The 16,317-nt window shown below is 62.2% G+C and carries 15 protein-coding genes and 1 pseudogene; 10 read left to right on the top strand and 6 right to left on the bottom strand.

The features are described from left to right. Positions 1 to 7: 7 nt before the first annotated feature. Positions 8 to 1,321 carry an O-antigen ligase family protein gene (locus tag HT136_RS08195; protein ID WP_214199134.1) on the bottom strand — a complete coding sequence of 438 codons (1,314 nt, stop codon included), beginning with the start codon at positions 1,319 to 1,321 and terminating at the stop codon, positions 8 to 10. Between the two features lie 180 nt (positions 1,322 to 1,501). Then, entirely contained in the window at positions 1,502 to 1,768 is a 267-nt protein-coding gene (locus HT136_RS08190) for a hypothetical protein (RefSeq protein ID WP_214199133.1), read from the bottom strand. Between the two features lie 102 nt (positions 1,769 to 1,870). On the opposite strand from HT136_RS08190, the gene HT136_RS08185 reads away from it, so the two are divergent. The 6 genes from HT136_RS08185 (at position 1,871) to HT136_RS08160 (ending at position 7,349) form a co-directional block, all read left to right on the top strand. After that, positions 1,871 to 2,764 carry a M48 family metallopeptidase gene (locus HT136_RS08185; RefSeq protein ID WP_214199131.1) on the top strand — a complete coding sequence of 298 codons (894 nt, stop codon included), beginning with the start codon at positions 1,871 to 1,873 and terminating at the stop codon, positions 2,762 to 2,764. A 177-nt stretch (positions 2,765 to 2,941) separates the two neighbouring features. Then, positions 2,942 to 3,640, top strand: coding sequence for a polysaccharide biosynthesis/export family protein (locus HT136_RS08180; protein ID WP_214199129.1), 699 nt, complete (start codon positions 2,942 to 2,944; stop codon positions 3,638 to 3,640). 116 nt (positions 3,641 to 3,756) lie between these two features. Continuing rightward, positions 3,757 to 4,758 carry a UDP-glucose 4-epimerase GalE gene (gene galE / locus HT136_RS08175; RefSeq protein ID WP_214199128.1) on the top strand — a complete coding sequence of 334 codons (1,002 nt, stop codon included), beginning with the start codon at positions 3,757 to 3,759 and terminating at the stop codon, positions 4,756 to 4,758. A gap of 341 nt (positions 4,759 to 5,099) precedes the next feature. Continuing rightward, complete coding sequence (gene gmd / locus HT136_RS08170) at positions 5,100 to 6,242, top strand: GDP-mannose 4,6-dehydratase (RefSeq protein WP_214199126.1); 1,143 nt, start codon at positions 5,100 to 5,102, stop codon at positions 6,240 to 6,242. A 73-nt stretch (positions 6,243 to 6,315) separates the two neighbouring features. After that, complete coding sequence (locus HT136_RS08165) at positions 6,316 to 6,915, top strand: NUDIX domain-containing protein (RefSeq protein ID WP_214199124.1); 600 nt, start codon at positions 6,316 to 6,318, stop codon at positions 6,913 to 6,915. A 131-nt stretch (positions 6,916 to 7,046) separates the two neighbouring features. Beyond that, positions 7,047 to 7,349 carry a hypothetical protein gene (locus tag HT136_RS08160; RefSeq protein ID WP_214199122.1) on the top strand — a complete coding sequence of 101 codons (303 nt, stop codon included), beginning with the start codon at positions 7,047 to 7,049 and terminating at the stop codon, positions 7,347 to 7,349. 37 nt (positions 7,350 to 7,386) lie between these two features. Here the strand turns inward: HT136_RS08160 and HT136_RS08155 are convergent, their stop codons facing one another. From HT136_RS08155 to HT136_RS08140, 4 genes are all read right to left on the bottom strand, one after another. Continuing rightward, positions 7,387 to 7,959 carry a DapH/DapD/GlmU-related protein gene (locus HT136_RS08155; RefSeq protein ID WP_214199120.1) on the bottom strand — a complete coding sequence of 191 codons (573 nt, stop codon included), beginning with the start codon at positions 7,957 to 7,959 and terminating at the stop codon, positions 7,387 to 7,389. Further along, on the bottom strand, positions 7,956 to 9,095 hold the full coding sequence (locus tag HT136_RS08150; RefSeq protein WP_214199118.1) for a glycosyltransferase: 1,140 nt from the start codon (positions 9,093 to 9,095) through the stop codon (positions 7,956 to 7,958). The genes HT136_RS08155 and HT136_RS08150 overlap by 4 nt, the downstream gene beginning before the upstream one ends. 67 nt (positions 9,096 to 9,162) lie before the next feature. Continuing rightward, a complete protein-coding gene (locus tag HT136_RS08145) occupies positions 9,163 to 10,575 on the bottom strand; it encodes an O-antigen polymerase (RefSeq protein ID WP_214199116.1) in 1,413 nt (470 codons plus the stop codon). A gap of 117 nt (positions 10,576 to 10,692) precedes the next feature. Beyond that, positions 10,693 to 11,829, bottom strand: coding sequence for an acyltransferase family protein (locus tag HT136_RS08140; RefSeq protein ID WP_214199115.1), 1,137 nt, complete (start codon positions 11,827 to 11,829; stop codon positions 10,693 to 10,695). 288 nt (positions 11,830 to 12,117) lie between these two features. Between HT136_RS08140 and HT136_RS08135 the strand changes: the two genes are divergently transcribed. The 4 genes and pseudogenes from HT136_RS08135 to HT136_RS08120 all read left to right on the top strand — a co-directional run bounded on the left by HT136_RS08135 (position 12,118) and on the right by HT136_RS08120 (position 16,312). Beyond that, positions 12,118 to 12,771 (top strand): sulfotransferase family protein, encoded by a 654-nt coding sequence (locus HT136_RS08135; protein WP_214199113.1) that lies wholly within the window; start codon positions 12,118 to 12,120, stop codon positions 12,769 to 12,771. A gap of 43 nt (positions 12,772 to 12,814) precedes the next feature. Further along, positions 12,815 to 13,799: pseudogene (locus HT136_RS08130) on the top strand (GDP-mannose 4,6-dehydratase). Positions 13,800 to 13,865: 66 nt separating this feature from the next. Further along, positions 13,866 to 15,176, top strand: coding sequence for a UDP-glucose dehydrogenase family protein (locus tag HT136_RS08125; protein ID WP_214199111.1), 1,311 nt, complete (start codon positions 13,866 to 13,868; stop codon positions 15,174 to 15,176). A 482-nt stretch (positions 15,177 to 15,658) separates the two neighbouring features. After that, positions 15,659 to 16,312 (top strand): Crp/Fnr family transcriptional regulator, encoded by a 654-nt coding sequence (locus HT136_RS08120; RefSeq protein ID WP_213503655.1) that lies wholly within the window; start codon positions 15,659 to 15,661, stop codon positions 16,310 to 16,312. The last annotated feature ends 5 nt before the right edge of the window (positions 16,313 to 16,317 follow it).

The following is a 16,317-nucleotide window of genomic DNA, read 5'->3' as shown; positions in this document are numbered from 1 at the left end:
CGTGCGTTCATTGCGAATTCCCCTCCCTCTTGTCGCCATTTCGCGCGACCAGCAAGCTCACAGCCAATGCTGCGACGCAAAAAAGCGACAGATTGCGCAAGGGATAGTCTACGAAGGATTGAATGGCCAGAGCCACGAGCATCGTCACATACCCGGCCGTCGCGAGATCGCTCGGCTTGCGCAGCGCAGCAAACGCCTCGCGCAGGCCCCAGACAAACCAGGCCAGCACCAGCAAGCACCCGGCCGCGCCGGCTTCGATCACGATTTCGAGATAATCGTTATGGGCACGCCCGGCGCGAAGCGGGCCGAGATACTCGAGAGACTCATGGATCTGGAAAAGGTCGGCGAAACTCCCGATACCCGCGCCGAACGGCAGGAATCGCTGCATGAGCCCCCAGGAATCGCCCCATATGAGCAAGCGAATATCCTGCAATTCATCAAATCGCCCGAGACTGGCCGCGATCCGGGCATTGCCAAGCAAGAGCGCGACAACAACAGCTCCGGACAACGCGCAAATGGCGGCTCCCGCCCACAGAACGCGGCGATCGACCTTACCCGCCCCGCCCATCCGGACGAAGCTCCAGCCCAGATAGGCCGCCGGAAGCAGCAGCAGACCCATGCTTGAGCGCGACTGCGTCAAGGCGACGACCAGAACGCCGATGAGCATCGCCGCCGCTCCCGCGATCCGCAGCGCAAGGCCCATCGGCCGGGTGGCGAACAGGATGGCAGCTGCCACCAGCACGAGATCGAAGAAGAGGCCCGAGGAATTGTGGTTCGCGAAAGTACCGAACAGACCCATGCCCCCGCGCGCCTCGCCATAGGGCATGGCAAGCATGTTGTTGCTGGCGATTTGCAGGCCGCCCAGAACCGCGACGAACACCCCGAGAAGACAGAGAAGCTGCAAGGCGCGGAGCGCCCCCTTGCGGTCGACGTCATGGAAAGCGACAAGCGTCGCGAAAGGCACGAGGAGCGCTAGCCAGCCCATGAACGTGCGCTGCGGCACCACGCTGATCGGCCACCACGCCGCCTCCCGCCCAACGAGTCCGAGCGAGCTATAGACCAGATCATGCCCCGGCAGACCTGCCGAGACCGCCGCCGGCAAAGGGACCAACTGAACAAGCGGAAGAAGAAGGGTCGCGCCAGTCAGAATAACCAGAAAGCGGGGCCCGTCCCTGAAGAAGTTCGCAACTCGCCCCGGGAACAGTGCAAGATAGCACAGCGCGGCAAGCTCCACGATCAGGTTGGCAGCCCCCTGCTGCGAACCGCCACCGCCACACACGACAGCCACGCCGATGAGCAGAAGACCCGCAGCCTGCTCCATCGTGTTGTTACCAAACTTTCGCCTACGACGCCCGGACGCATTTTCGTGCCGTACAGAATGCATTCAATTCCCTAGCCTTATGGACCGAAACACCCCTACTAAAACCGAACGGAATCGGCAAAAAAAAGGGTGCCCAGGTCTCTCCAGGCACCCAATCTTTAGGTATACAGAACGGAGGGCTCAGCCGCCGTTCGAACCGTTGTCGTCGTCGATGAGTTCGACAAGGCCCCAGACCGCAAAACCGCCAGCAGCGGCGATCAACAGACCCGTACCGGCGTTCAGATTCTGCTTCTTCTCGACGGTGGTCGACTTGCGGCTGGTTACACCAGCGAGGGACGCGGTCGACTGAGGAACCGAAGCTCCCGCAACCGTTCCCGCCTGAGCCACGGCGGGCACAGCCGCAACCGCAGCTGCAGCAGCAGCCATCATTACAGAGTGTAGCTTCATAAAAGCTCCTTTTTTCGAAACGGCCCACAGATGGACATTACGAGCCCTTTTATATAGTGCGCCGCACAATAAAAATCAATTCGAAAGGTTAGGCACTTAGCCATGCGCAAACGGCTCGTCCTATTTTTGATGCTATTCGTATCAAGCCGGGCATACGCTGCTACCGACGAACAATGGCCCGCAGCTCTGCAGAACCAGATGATTCGATTGACAACTATCGGCTATCACCTCACCGACGCAGCCAAGACGAGTTGCGCACCTCAGGAAGCGGCAAGCGGCCTGGTCCTTGATTACATCAACGCCTACCCCGAGGAAGACCGGGCCCTTGTCGCCCGTGTCACTGGCCTGCGCTCCGACCCGCAGGTCATCGGGACCGTGCCGGGGAGTCCGGCCGATTCAAGTGGCCTGAAGGCAGGCGATGCGATCGTCGCCATCAACGGCCGAACACTTGCCCAATTCCGCGAAAACCTGAAGGATCCCGACCTGCTGGGCGATGCTCTCGAGCAGGCCCTGCTCGCCGAACCGGCCGGCCAGCCCTTCACTCTTTCGGTCACTCGTAACGATCGCCCGCTTCGGTTCGAGATAACGCCCAGACACAGTTGCGCGGTACGCTTCCTCATCAAGTTCGGCGAAGGCGAAAATGCCTTCACCGACGGCGTAAACGTGGCAATTGGCGCCAGCGTAATCGACCACGCCACGAGCGACGACCAGATCGCGCTGGTGGCCGCTCATGAACTGGCCCACATTCTCAACCACGACCGCAAGGCAACCGGGCTCGGCGACCGCAGGAACATGGAGCGCCGCGCGGATATCCTGGGCGGACGCATCGCGCGCTGTGCAGGCTACAGCCTCGAGGACGGAATGGAATATCTCTCCAATTTCAACCATCGTGACTGGCTGCGCTTTTTCCGGGATCCCTCACACCCATCGACATCCTCGCGCCTCAAGGCCTTGAAGGCGGATGCGGGCTCGGTGGAGTGCCCGCCTCGGTTGTGACACCGCACTCTCCGGACCAGCCGCCGGCTCGCACCGCCGCAGCCGTGCTGCAACGCATCATAAAAATAGTTCCAGCGCGATTCTCCTGGTTTTCCTTTCCTCTGTCCCTGGTCTAAGAGGCAAGACCCATCTACTTGAATTGGCCCCACGCCAACATCGCGAGAGAGAGTGCCTTGCATGCGCAATAACGATGTCTTTCTGATTTTCATGACAAGCGTCACGCTAGCGGGGTGCACTTCGACTTCCATTGACCCAACCCTTCCGCAAGGCCAGGAATCCTACCGGTCCTTCCCGGTCAATCTTCCGCCGCCCACGGCCTACACCATTCGCGCCACCGACGTGCTGGGCATCCAAGTCTTCGGCGAACCCGATCTCACGCTCGACAAGGTCCGCGTCGACGACGCCGGCTTTATCCAGTACCCGTTCCTGGGACAGGTCAAGGCGGAGGGAATGACTCCGGACGAACTGCGCGGAGTTCTCGCCAAGGGGTTGGCGCGCAACTATCTCGTAAACCCGCAGGTAACCGTGAGCGTCCAGGAAGCCGCCCAGCAGCTGGTCTCGGTTGAAGGCGAAGTCGAGAAGCCGGGTGTCTATGAAATCGACCGCAACGCCACCCTGCTTTCGGCCATCGCCCGGGCGGAAAGCACCACCAACGTCGCCAAGCTCGACGAAATCGTGGTGTTCCGCAACCAGGGTGATCAACGCCTTGCCGCGCGCTTCAATCTGAAGGAAATCCGAGGCGGCAAGGCCCCCGATCCGCGCCTGATGAATGGCGATACGATCGTCGTGGGATCCTCAGGCGCCAAGAGCTTGTGGCAGGACGTCCTGCGGGCGGCGCCGATCTTCAACGCCTTTGTCGTGCTGGGCCGGAACTGAACCCACACGTGATGTCATGACGAGGCAGGTCTCACGGTGATGGCCTGACGAAGCCTGGGGCTTGTCCCTCGGACCATGCCAAGAAATGCGCGCCGTGTCCGATCAGGAGGATTTGAATGACTGAAAAGATTCCCGTTCTCGTGACCGGCGGCGCTGGCTTCATCGGCAGCCATGCCGTCCTGGCGCTGCACGACAATGGCTGGGACGTCAGCGTGATCGACGATCTGAGCACGGGCTTTCGCTTTGCCCTGCCCGAGAGCGTCCCGCTCTACGAAGGTGACATCGCCGACGTCGCGTTGCTCAACCGGATTTTCGAGGAGCGAAAGATCCGGGCGATCATGCACTTCGCGGGCTCGATCATCGTGCCGGAATCGGTGGAGAACCCGCTCAAGTATTATCGCAATAACACCGTCAAGAGCCAGGCCCTGATCGCCGCGGCGGTCGATGCGGGCATCGCACACTTCATCTTCAGCTCGACGGCAGCAACTTACGGGGTTCCCGAAGTCTCCCCCATACGCGAAGACGCGCGCAAGGCGCCGATCAATCCCTACGGCATGTCCAAGCTCATGACGGAATGCATGCTGGAAGATACCAGCAAGGCGCATCCGATCAATTATTGCGCCCTGCGCTACTTCAACGTGGCGGGCGCCGATCCCCAGGCCCGCACCGGACAATCGACCGCCGGCGCCACGCACCTCATAAAGGTGGCGGTCGAAGCCGCGCTGGGAGAGCGCAGCCACGTGGGTGTATTCGGAACCGATTTCGATACCCCCGACGGCACCGGAGTCCGCGACTACATTCACGTCTCGGACCTGGCCAATGCGCATCTCCTGGCCCTTGAGGCCCTCATCGCTCAGCCCGAACGCTCGCTGACCCTGAATTGCGGTTACGGACAGGGCTTTTCCGTCCTTGAAGTGCTCGATGCCGTCGATCGCGTGACCAATCGAGCGATCGAGCGGCGGCTCGAAGGACGGCGCGCAGGCGACCCCGCGATGCTCATCTCCGACAACAGTCGGATCAAGGAAGTCCTTCCCTGGACGCCGCGATTCAATGATCTGCCCACGATCGTCGAGCATGCGCTCGCCTGGGAACGCCGCCTAAAGGAAATTCGCGGCTAGCGAACGACCGAACCGGCCGTACCAGGGGAGCCGGTTCGCCGCGGAGTTGCCGATCCCGGCAGTGTTCGGCTGCATGTGAGCCGCCTCCGCCAAGCGAAGCGGTGCGGGCGCAGCAATATTCCGCGCGCGCTCGGCTACGATTTGGAGCGGCACTCTGGCAAAGCCGCTTCGCCCGGGCTGTTTCAATCGGTCCTTAAACACCTGACGTCGTTAGACAGAACTGGAAAGCTCTTTTCTCGGAGTTTGCCCTTCATTTCGCACCGACTGCCTATTTTGCATTGCAGCAAAATCCGAGGGCGACTATTGATCTGAATTCTCGAAATATACAGAAGGGCGAAAACATGGGCAGCACGTCGGGTTCCAGTCGAAAGACCGCCCTGATCACCGGCATCACCGGACAGGATGGCTCCTATCTTGCGGAATTTCTTCTGCAAAAAGGCTACGAGGTGCACGGAATCAAGCGCCGCACCTCGCTCTTCAACACGTCCCGTATCGACCACATCTATGAAGATCCGCACGCACATGGCCAAAAGCTCAAGCTGCATTATGGCGATCTTTCCGACACTTCGAACCTGACCCGCCTGATCCGCGACATTGAACCCGATGAGGTTTACAACCTGGGAGCCCAGTCGCATGTCGCGGTGAGCTTCGAGGCGCCCGAATACACCGCCGACGTCGACGCGATCGGAACCCTTCGCCTCCTCGAGGCGATCCGCTTCCTCGGCCTCGAGAAGAAAACCCGCTTCTATCAGGCCTCGACGTCCGAGCTCTATGGCCTTGTCCAGGAAATCCCGCAGAAGGAAACCACCCCCTTCCATCCCCGCTCACCTTATGCGGTGGCCAAGCTTTACGCCTACTGGATCGCGGTCAACTATCGCGAGGCCTACGGGATGTATGCGTGCAACGGGATCCTGTTCAATCACGAATCCCCACGCCGCGGCGAAACTTTCGTCACGCGCAAGATCACCCGCGGGCTTGCCAACATCGCGCTTGGCCTCGAGCCGTGCCTGTACATGGGCAACATCGATTCCTTGCGCGACTGGGGCCATGCGAAGGACTACGTGCGCATGCAGTGGATGATGCTGCAACAGGAAGAGGCGCGCGACTTCGTGATCGCCACCGGTGTCCAGTACTCGGTGCGCGAATTCATCACCTGGACTGCGCGGGAACTGGGCATCACGCTCGAGTTCTCAGGCGAAGGCGTCGAGGAAATTGCCACGGTCGCCGGCATCGAAGGCGACATGGCCCCGGCACTGGCCGTTGGCGATGTCGTGATGCGCATCGATCCGCGCTATTTCCGTCCCGCGGAAGTGGATACCCTGCTCGGCGATCCCAGCAAGGCCAAGGAACTGCTCGGCTGGGAACCGCTTATCACCGCTCAGGAAATGTGCGCCGAGATGGTGGTCGAGGATCACAAGGCCGCGCGTCGCCACGCCCTGCTCAAGGAACACGGCCTGGCGGTCCCGGTCAGCCTCGAGGGTTGACGCGCATCTTTGGGAAGGGCCCGCGGCAAGGGCCCTTCATGCTTCTCCAAGGCCAGTTGCAAAACGGTAGGCGATGACCAGCGCTCGAGACCAGAATGCCCCCGAAATCGTCTCGCGCGATCTCGTGTACGAGGGCTGGTACCGCCTCGAGCGCCTGGGCGTGCGCATGCCCGATGGTGTAACGGTTGAACGTCACCTGCTCGACAACGGATCGGCGGCGGCCGTTCTTCCTTATGATGCGGAACGCGGATGCGTGCTGCTCGTCCAGCAGGCGCGAGCCGGCGTCCTCGATGCGGGCATGCCCCCTCTGCTCGAATGCATCGCGGGCAACCTTTCCGGCGACACCCCCGAGGAATGCGTGCGCAAGGAAGCCCTAGAAGAGGCAGGCCTGCGGCTTGGCGTGCTCGAGCCGATCGCCAATATCTGGCCGATTCCCCCCGTCTCGACCGAGCGTGTCCAGCTCTACCTGGCCCCCTATCGCGCGGATGACCGGATCGCGGCCGGGGGTGGCCTGCGCGAGGAAGGCGAGCATATCGCGGTGGTGGAAGTGGATCTCGCGCAGCTGCGGCAACTCGCCCTCCAGGGCGAACTGACCGACGCCAAGACACTGATCGCGGCCCAGGCACTCATGTTGCACCATCCCCGGCTCTGGCCCCCTGCCCCATCGTCCTGAACGGCCCCTCAGGGCGATGCGCGTCGCACGCGTCTCCTTAGCCCGGAAGCTCCCCCTTCACCCGCATCAGCAGCGGTTCAGCCGCGCGCGCCGATGCCTGCAACCCGACCGGTCGAACGCTGAGTATCACGGTGCAACACTCATTTCGCTTCCTTGCCAGGAACTGGCTGGCACTTGCCTTTGCCCTTGCCGGCACGATCAGCCGATGTACCTTCCGCTATTTCGAGACACGCTGGCAGATCCTGATCTTCCTTGCGCTTGCCCTTGCCTTCGAGGCCCTCGCCTTTGCGATGGGCCGCAAGCCGAGCTGGCTCCGCCTTGGCCGCAATGCCACCGCCGCCACGATCGCCATCCTCGCGGCGAAATGGCTACTCGAGATCGTCATTCCCCTTGCGGCACGCCTGGGACGCATGGCGTTACGAAACCTGGGCTGAACCGGGCGACAGGCCTGGGCCCTGCCGCTTGCGGAAATCAGCTGCCTTCGCGCAGTTCTCGCGCACGCACGAAAGCGGCTGGATTGCCCCGGTATATCCCGCCAGCCTGCGCATCCGAGAACAGCGCGCCCCTTGCCGCCAGCACGGCGCCATCACCGATGTGAACGCCAGGCCCGACAAAGGCATCGGCCGCCACCCAGCAGCCATCGCCGATCCGCACCGGCTTGAGGACGAGCTGGAACTTGGGGTCGCGCACATCGTGCGAACTGGCGCAGATATAGGCTCCTTGCGAGATTACCGTTCCCGAACCGATCGCGATGTGGCCCTGATTGTAGAGGTGCGCGCCTGGTCCGATCAGGCTGTCCTCCCCGATCGAGAGATTGGCCGGTAACCAGATCCGCACACTTGCATGTACCCGCGCACCCGGCGCGATCCGGGCCCCGAACCGTTTCAGCACGAAGCGCCTCCAGCGGTGGCAGGGCGGTGGAGTCCAGCGCGCGAGCAGCAACCAACTCACTCCCCAGAGGACTCGGGCCATGCGATTGGCAAGCGAAAAGCTGGGGCCGCCGGCCAGAGTACTCGACTGGCTGGCATCGAGAGGCGTGCTCATGCGACAGCTTCCGCAGCCATGGGTGCACGATCCGGAACGCCGTAGGCCTCGGCCCACTGCCGCGCCACGACCTCCTCCGAAAAACGCGTACGCGCGAGTGCAAGCCCGCTGGCGGCCATTCGCTCGCGCGCTTCGATCGGCATGGCTGCGGCCTTGCCCAGACATGTCGCGATATCGCCGGCTTCGAAACCGCAATCGAGCGCCGCCCCCGAGGCAAAGCCTTCGGGCAGGTTGCATTCGCGCGTCATGAGAACGGGCGTCCCGGAAGCCCACGCCTCCAGCACGACCATGGGCAAGCCTTCGCTGTGCGAGGGCAGCACGAAATAGTCCGCTTCCGCATAAGCCTGGGCCTTGGCTTCACCAAACAACGGCCCCACGAATTGCACCGAAGGATCGCCAAGTGCCTGCAGCTTCGCCTTGAGCGCCTCGACGTGCGCCTCTTCCCCCCATCCGGCGATCTTCAGCTGCTCCCTCGGCCCATCGGGTGCGCGCCGCCCCAGTGCGGCCCAGGCATCGACCAGCGCATCTATGTTCTTCTTGGGATGGATACGCCCGAGATAGAGGAAACGCGCGCCGCAGCCAACGAGGCTGGTTTCGCTGGCCACGGGTCCGGCGTTGGGGATCACAACGCTTTGCCCCCGGCCGGTTTCGCGCTCGATATCCTGCGCTTCGCGTTCGGTCAGGGCATGGAAACGCCGAGCACTCTTCCAGCTGCCCGCCTCGTAACCGATCCGCGCAACGCGCTTCTTCAGCCTGCCACGCGCGGTAATCCAGGGGTCGAGCATCCCGTGCGGGCTGATCAGATAGGGGCGGCCGGTCCGACGTGCCCAGACCGCACCGGCCCGGCTTGGGAACGTCCAGATGCCATGCAGATGAAGAACATCCAGTTCCGCCGCCAACAGCTGCCGCACCATGCTTGGGGCGAAACCGATCTGGCGTGGCCCGATCACCTTCGCGAGGTAGACTTCGGCACCTTCGAAACGGGCGCAATCTTGCGCCGAGAACTCGTCTTCAAGAGCGAACACGACCGGCGTCGCGCCCATGCTGCGGATCGCTGCGGCCTGCTGCACGACCGCCTCGAATACCCCTCCGTTGAGCCGCGAGGCCCAGGTGGTCAGAAGACCAATGCGCATCATCCTCATCCTTCACTATGCGGCATGACTTGTCGGTGCGCCGCGCCCAGCCCATGTCCCGCCGGCGGGCTCAAACCATTCCCGTGGCGGATGGCCTCGCATTGCGGGGCCTGACGCGCAGCTTGATGGTCCCTCGCTCGATCATGGCGCGCACCCGATCCAGGCCCGGAACCCGGTCGATCTTGGCGATGACGTACCAGAGCAGGAGTGGAAAGCCGAACCAGAACGCCGTCTTCACGAAGGTAATGATGATGCCGTCACGGAAGAAGGTCAGCAGCAGGGGTGTCAGGACACAGAACGAGGCAACGGTGAAATTCGAATGCTGCGAATTCACGACGCGCTCGTATACCCATCCGCAAAGGGCACCGATGAAGGCGCACCAGATCACCACCCCGGGCCAGCCAAGCTGCATCCAGCCCTCGCCCGGCAAGGAGTAGGTCAGCCCGAAAGGCGTCCCGTAGTCGAACAGGTTGAACATCTGGATCGGCGCACCGATCGGCTTGCCCTTCCACAGCATGCGCGGGATGGGCTCGGTCAGGAGCTGGAGATTGTCGAGGAAGTAGCCGAACGTTCCCGTGCGCTTGGGCACGACATGGACGATGTATTCGTAGAATTCCATGTTGCCGAAGTCCATGCCCTCGAGGGAAGCCTGGATCGGCGAGCGGTCGTCACTGCGGTGCTTGACGACGCGGCTACTGGTCTGGTTGTCCATGACCAGACTGCGCAGCCCTGCGCCGCGGTCGGCACCGATGAAGCTGAACACCAGCAGGATGGCGACACCGGCCGCGACGGCTCCAGGCGTGATCCGGTAGCGTTGCCGCTCGTACAGGTAGAGCAGGATGAGCGATGCACAACCGATCACGAAAGGCCAGCGCCCCCCCGTGCCGCCGCGCAGGATCACGAACATGACCATCGGAATGAAGCTCCAGCTGCGAAAGCGGAACAACCATGCAAAAATCACCGCGATCGGCCCGAGCATGATATTGGCCGAAGTGATGTAGGCGGTATTGGTCGTATTGATGAGCGTGCCGGTGGCCACGTCGAGAACCGCGGTTCCGCTGCCGGTCGCCTTGCTGATCCACGCCTTGTAGGTCGAATAGAGGATCAACGGCATGCAGATCGCCGATGCGATCAGGAACGGTTTGATGAGGAATGCACGCTGGGCCTTGTGGACGATGCCCTGACGGAACGGCATCGGCGTCTTTCCGATAAGCGTGGCCGGCACGCAGAAGGCCACCAGGCCCAACATCGTCCCGAGTTGCACCGTCATCTTTTCTTCGAACGTCGGCTGAAAGGAGAAAAACCCGTAGATCGCATGAAAATCGTAATAATACGCGGCCAGCCCGCGCAGGACGAAGATCACGGAATGGAAGAAGAGATAATAGGTGACGGGGTGAAAAAAGGTCGCCGCCGGCCGTCGAATGTACCACAAGAGCACGACCACGGTTAGCAGGGCATTGAGCCACAGGACAGTCAGATACATTCACGCGATCCTTCGACGATCGAACTGCGCCCGCCCCGAGCCCATTTGCTCGTCTGACCGGCCACCATGTGCGAACAATGCAAAATCATTCCTCCAACGTCGCTCCCACGCTCCGGCTCACTTCCTGGGCGGCCGCCCGATGCCATCGATCCAGCGCCGCGCTGGCGTCTCGAACAGCTTGAAGGACAGGAATGCGGCCACCAGGATTCCTGCATAAGCCCCGAAGCATACGACAATCATCATGGGCTGCGACAGCTTCAGGAACTTGTCCGCCGCGGCACTGATCACGATCAGGACAACCAGATCGTGTATCATGTAAAGCGAATACGTAAGTTGTCCAAGGGGCGCAAACCGGCGGGTGACCCGCGACACACGCCCGCTGACATCCGCGGCGATCGCGCAGACCGCGCCACCATAGGCCAACATCAGCACGACACCTTCGTGCCATTGCAGGAACGAACCCGCCACGACCCCGCCAAAACAGGCGAGGGCCAGATACTGCGCACCGGGAAGCCGCGCGAGATGGTGGCGATACCGGAAAACCGCCATGCCCAGAAGGAAGCCCGGGAAGGCGCGCAGCACACCGAGGTAGGTCCCCCAGGCGTCAAGGCCCGGTCCCTGCGAAATGCAGATCGCCAGCACCACCGCCGGAACGAGGAACGCAAGGGGCCCCGCCTTGCGCAAGATCATCGCAAAGAGCGGAAACAACAGGTACATCGCCATTTCGGCGCTGATCGACCAGCTGACGCCATTGGGCGAAGGCCCGTTCCCGCATTCCGAGATCGCGTGCAAGAGGAACGCCGTCTTGGCGAGGCACGTCGCCGATGTGTTCGGCGGATGGTTCATGTTCACCCCGACGAAGGTGACCGCGAAGATGAAGAGTGTCGCGATCAGCAACGTCGCCCAGTGCAGGGGGATGAGCCGGCCGACGCGGCGCTGAAGAAAACGTCCGTAAGCCGGCAACGAGGTGATGCGGTCGTTGTAGACGAATGCGATGACGAAACCGGACAACACGAAGAAGAGGTCGACGAAAAGCGCAAGTCCAGCTGTCTGTGCATGCCCGAGCGTGCGCATGTCACGCGGGAGCATGAACTCCCATGAATGGCACAGCACGATCCCGGCGGAGGCGAGAAACCGCATCAGATCCACGTTCAGAAGCTCGTCGCTCGCCGCGCGCAGGGTCCAGAATTCACGCACCTTCGGGGGATTGGCGAGCGGCTGCTGGCGCATCGGGATAGTTACCTGCTCTGGCATTTCACGCCCCCCTTTATCGTCGCGCATATTGCGAGCGGATCGCATTCATCGCCTTATCGAAAGGCTGGAGCACTCTCCAGAAGTTTATTGCTGCAGTGCAACGATATTCGGCGAAAGGTGCAAAATTTCTGGCACTTCGCGGCCCGCTTTCTGTTATGCCTGATCCAGATGATTGACGCACGGCGCGAAGTCGACCTAGTTGCATCGCACTGAACGCGAGCCTTTTTCGCATTCCAAGGTGGGAGCATTCCTTTGCATCAGAAATTTGTGCAGTTCTCACGCGGCGTAATGCTCGATTTGGTTGGTGACAAGGCGCTGCGCCGGATTCGCGCGCGCCGGCGCTCGGCCGTGTTCGAGCAGGCCGGAATCGTCTTCGTTCACGTTCCCAAGGCCGCGGGCACCAGCATCGCAGATCAGCTCTATGGCCGCTTTATCGGTCACTTTTCGATATCCGACGTCATTGCGGGATGCCCTGCGCGCGTGCTGGCGCTGCCCCGCTTCACGGTTGTCCGCAATCCCTGGGACCGGCTCGTATCGGCCTGGAGCTTCGCGCGAGCGGGATCGGGTAGCGGGGGCAACGTCAAGGTCGGCATGCACCGGCCCGGACAATACACGAGCCCCGACTTCGTCGATTTCGACCGCTTCGTCCTGGAGTGGCTCCCCGCACAGGATTGGACCGCCATCGACGGCGTATTCGAGGAGCAGGCTGCCTACGTGCTCGACGACAAGGGCCAGCTTGCCCTCGACCATGTCGGCGACCTTGGCCGAATGAACGCGACCGAGGCCTGGGTTTCCGAGGCAATCGGCAAGGAAGTGCGGTTCGGCAAAGGCAACAGCAGCAGCCATGCCGACTACCGCAGCTACTACCGCCCCGAAACAATCGACGCCGTCGCATCGCATTACAGGCGCGACATCGCCTTGTTCGACTTCACCTTCGAATAGACTTCGCGCTTCGCCGTCCGCATTGCGCGCGGACCTCAGCGGGATTGAGCCCCCCACCGCCGACAGGGACACCCCATCAACCGTGCTCGTTACCGGGGTGGCCGGTTTCATTGGAGCCTCAGTCGCCGACGCCCTCGTGCAGCAAGGTCAGGCGGCCACTGGAATCGACTGCCTCAACGATTGCGACAGCGTCGCTCTCAAGCGCGCACGGCTTGCTCACCTCGAAACACGCCACGCCTCTCTCGTCCGCTCCCAGCAGCTGGATTTTGCAAAGCCCGAAGCGCCCGAGAAGGGGCTTGCCACCCATGGCCTCTCGACGATCGTTGGCACTCAAGCTGGTGTTCGCAATTCGCTCGAGAATCCCCATGCCTAGCTGGCCTCGAACCCGATGGGGCATGTTGCCTCGCTCGAACTTGCCCGATCGCGAAACCTCGCACACATGGTCCAAGCCAGTTCGAGCGCAGTCTATGGCGGCAACGAGAAGCGGCCCTTCAACGTCGAAGACCGCGCCGGCGATCTGGTGAGCCAGGCGTACGCTCGTTTCTTGCGCATCCCGCTACGGGCCTGCGGTTCTTCACCGCCTACCGCCCCTGGGTACGCCCGGACATGGCCATATGGGAGTACACCGAACGCATGTTCGCAAAGCGCCCCAACGACGTTTACAACAACGACGAAATGCCTCGCGATTTTACCTATGCCGACGCCAATGTTTCAGGAGTACGCGTATGCCTCGACCGCCCTCCAGCCCCCGACAATGCTCCAAAGCCGGGCGGCAGCACAAATCCGCACGCCCTTTGCAACATCGGCAACAACCGTGCCCAACGGCACATGGAGCTCATCGGCGGGCTCGAAGAGGCATGTGACATCATGGCCCAGTGCAACTTCGGCCGATGCGGCCGGGCAGCATTCCCGCGACCTATGCCGACATCTCAGCCCTAACCCGCGACACCAGCTACCAGCCGAGTACGTCAATCGACCCGGGTGTCCCCCGGTTCGTCGCATGGTACCACGCTTATCACGAGCTCTAGGGCGGCAAGTGGACATTTATCGGCAGAGCTCTATGAGAGAGACAATTCCCATATGACGAGGGCACAATGAAGATTGCAATGGTTGGATCGGGCTATGTCGGCCTTGTGTCCGGCGCCTGTTTCGCGGATTTCGGTCATGACGTGGTCTGTATCGACAAGGACCAGGGCAAGATCGATCGCCTGCACCAGGGCATCATGCCGATCTACGAGCCCGGCCTCGATGCCCTTGTCCTGCGCAATGTCGAACAAGGCCGTCTGTCTTTCACCACCGACCTGCCCGAAGGCATTCGCGGCGCCGACGCGATCTTCATCGCCGTGGGCACGCCTTCGCGGCGCGGCGACGGTCACGCCGATCTCACCTATGTCTACGCCGTCGCCCAGGAAGTCGGCCAGAACCTGGCGAACGACGCGGTGATCGTCACTAAGTCGACCGTCCCGGTCGGTACGGGCGACGAAGTCGAGCGCATTATCGCCGCGTGTAATCCCGCGCACCGTTTTGCAGTCGTCTCCAACCCCGAATTCCTGCGCGAAGGCGCCGCGATAAACGACTTCAAGCGCCCCGACCGCATCATCATCGGTGCCGAAGACGAATTCGGGCGGGACGTCATGCGCGAGGTCTATCGTCCGCTGTTCCTGAACGAGTCCCCGCTCCTGTTCGTCAGCCGTCGTTCCTCGGAGCTGACCAAGTACGCGGCCAACGCCTTCCTCGCGGTGAAGATCACTTTCATCAACGAGATGGCGGACTTGTGCGAGAAAGTGGGCGGCAATGTCCAGGACGTCGCGCGCGGCATCGGGCTCGACAAGCGCATCGGATCCAAATTCCTCCACGCCGGCCCCGGCTATGGCGGTTCGTGCTTCCCCAAGGACACGCTGGCCCTCCTCAAGACTTCCGAGGACTACGAGAGCCCGGTTCGCATCGTCGAGGCGGTCGTCAAGGTCAACGACCTGCGCAAGCGCGCGATGGGCCGCAAGGTCATCGAAGCGCTCGGCGGCATGGACGTCGCCCGCGGCAAGCGCGTCGCCCTGCTCGGCCTGACGTTCAAGCCGAACACCGACGACATGCGCGATTCACCCGCGATCGCGATCGCGCAGACCCTCCAGGACGCTGGCGTAACGACCACAGCCTACGATCCCGAAGGCATGGAGCAGGCCCGCCCGCTCATGCCCTTCGTCGAAATGACGACAGATCCCTACGCCGCCATCAGCGGTGCCGATGCGATCGTCATCGTGACCGAATGGGATGCGTTCCGTGCGCTCGACCTGAAGCGTGTGCAGGAACTGGCCAACAACCCCGTGCTGGTGGACCTGCGCAACATCTACAATCCCGAAGACATCCGCAAGGCGGGCTTCACCTACGTTTCGGTCGGACGCAACTGATCGCCTCCTCGGCCCACGCCTGCCATTGCGGCACGGCGCGGGGCCGAGGCCGGGACCTTCGTCGCCCTCTCAATTCGGCCCAAGCAGGCCGGCGTGGGGTCCTTGGCGGGCCCCGTGATACCAGCAGGCGGGCAAACCGGTACCGCCGCGCGCGCCCTCTCCTCGAACATCAGCCTCATGGCCAAAGGGCAGAGCACCCGATCGCCACGCGTCATCACGCCCGCGCACGCCTTCTCGCCATACCAAATGCGCATAAAAAATGGCCCGAAAGCCATTAGACTTCCGGGCCAGGTAAAAAGGTTGCTCTAACAGAGCCACCTTCGGGTCGCAGCGAGATCTTAGCTCGATTCTTGCGCGGATCGCGTGACATAGATCACGCTCTGCTCATCCACATGAGCAACAATTGAATTATCTGGATATTTCACGCACATTCCATCAAGGGTGCAGCCTGACAAATGCGGGCGGATCAAAGGCGGAACGTGGTGACGGAGGACGAGAAGATCGACGCCATCTGCGCGATTTTTCGCTGCGGCGCGGATTCGGCCCGCCTCCTGCTTCCCGTCTTCTCAACCCGCAAGGTCGCCAGCCGTCAGGTCCTCGCCAGCCAGGGCATGCCCTGCCGGCAATGCTGGATCGTGATCGAGGGGGCGATACGCGTCGACACGATCGGGCTCGACGGGCAATTGCAGCAATTGTCCCACTACGGCCCCGGCGAATTTCTGGGAAGCTACCCCGAGGAAAGCATCGGACGCGCCGAAATCAGCGCAGCGAACCGCTCGGTCCTGCTCGGCGCCGACTCTCCCCGACTTGCGGAAATGATCGAAGCCGATGTGCAATTGGCCTCGGGAATGGCGCGGCTCCTCGCCCGCCAGCTCGATCGGGCGCTCGACCGCATGGTCATGCGCACGACCTACACCGCAGCGGGCCGCGTCTATGCCGAACTGATGGCGCTGGCGGACTCCTCGAGTGTGATTGCCCCGCCGCCCAAGGTCACCAACCTGGCCCTTGCCGCCAACACCACGCGCGAGACCGCATCACGCGCGATCAACGAGTTGATCCGGCGCGGCATCGTGTCGCGCGACGAGACCCGGATGGTCATCCAGTCGCCGCGCATGATCGCCGAACTTATCTACTGATCCGC

This window comes from Novosphingobium profundi, assembly GCF_018491765.1.
In the GTDB taxonomy this organism is placed as follows: Bacteria; Pseudomonadota; Alphaproteobacteria; order Sphingomonadales; family Sphingomonadaceae; genus Novosphingobium; species Novosphingobium profundi.
This window is presented reverse-complemented; position numbering and strand designations above follow the sequence as displayed.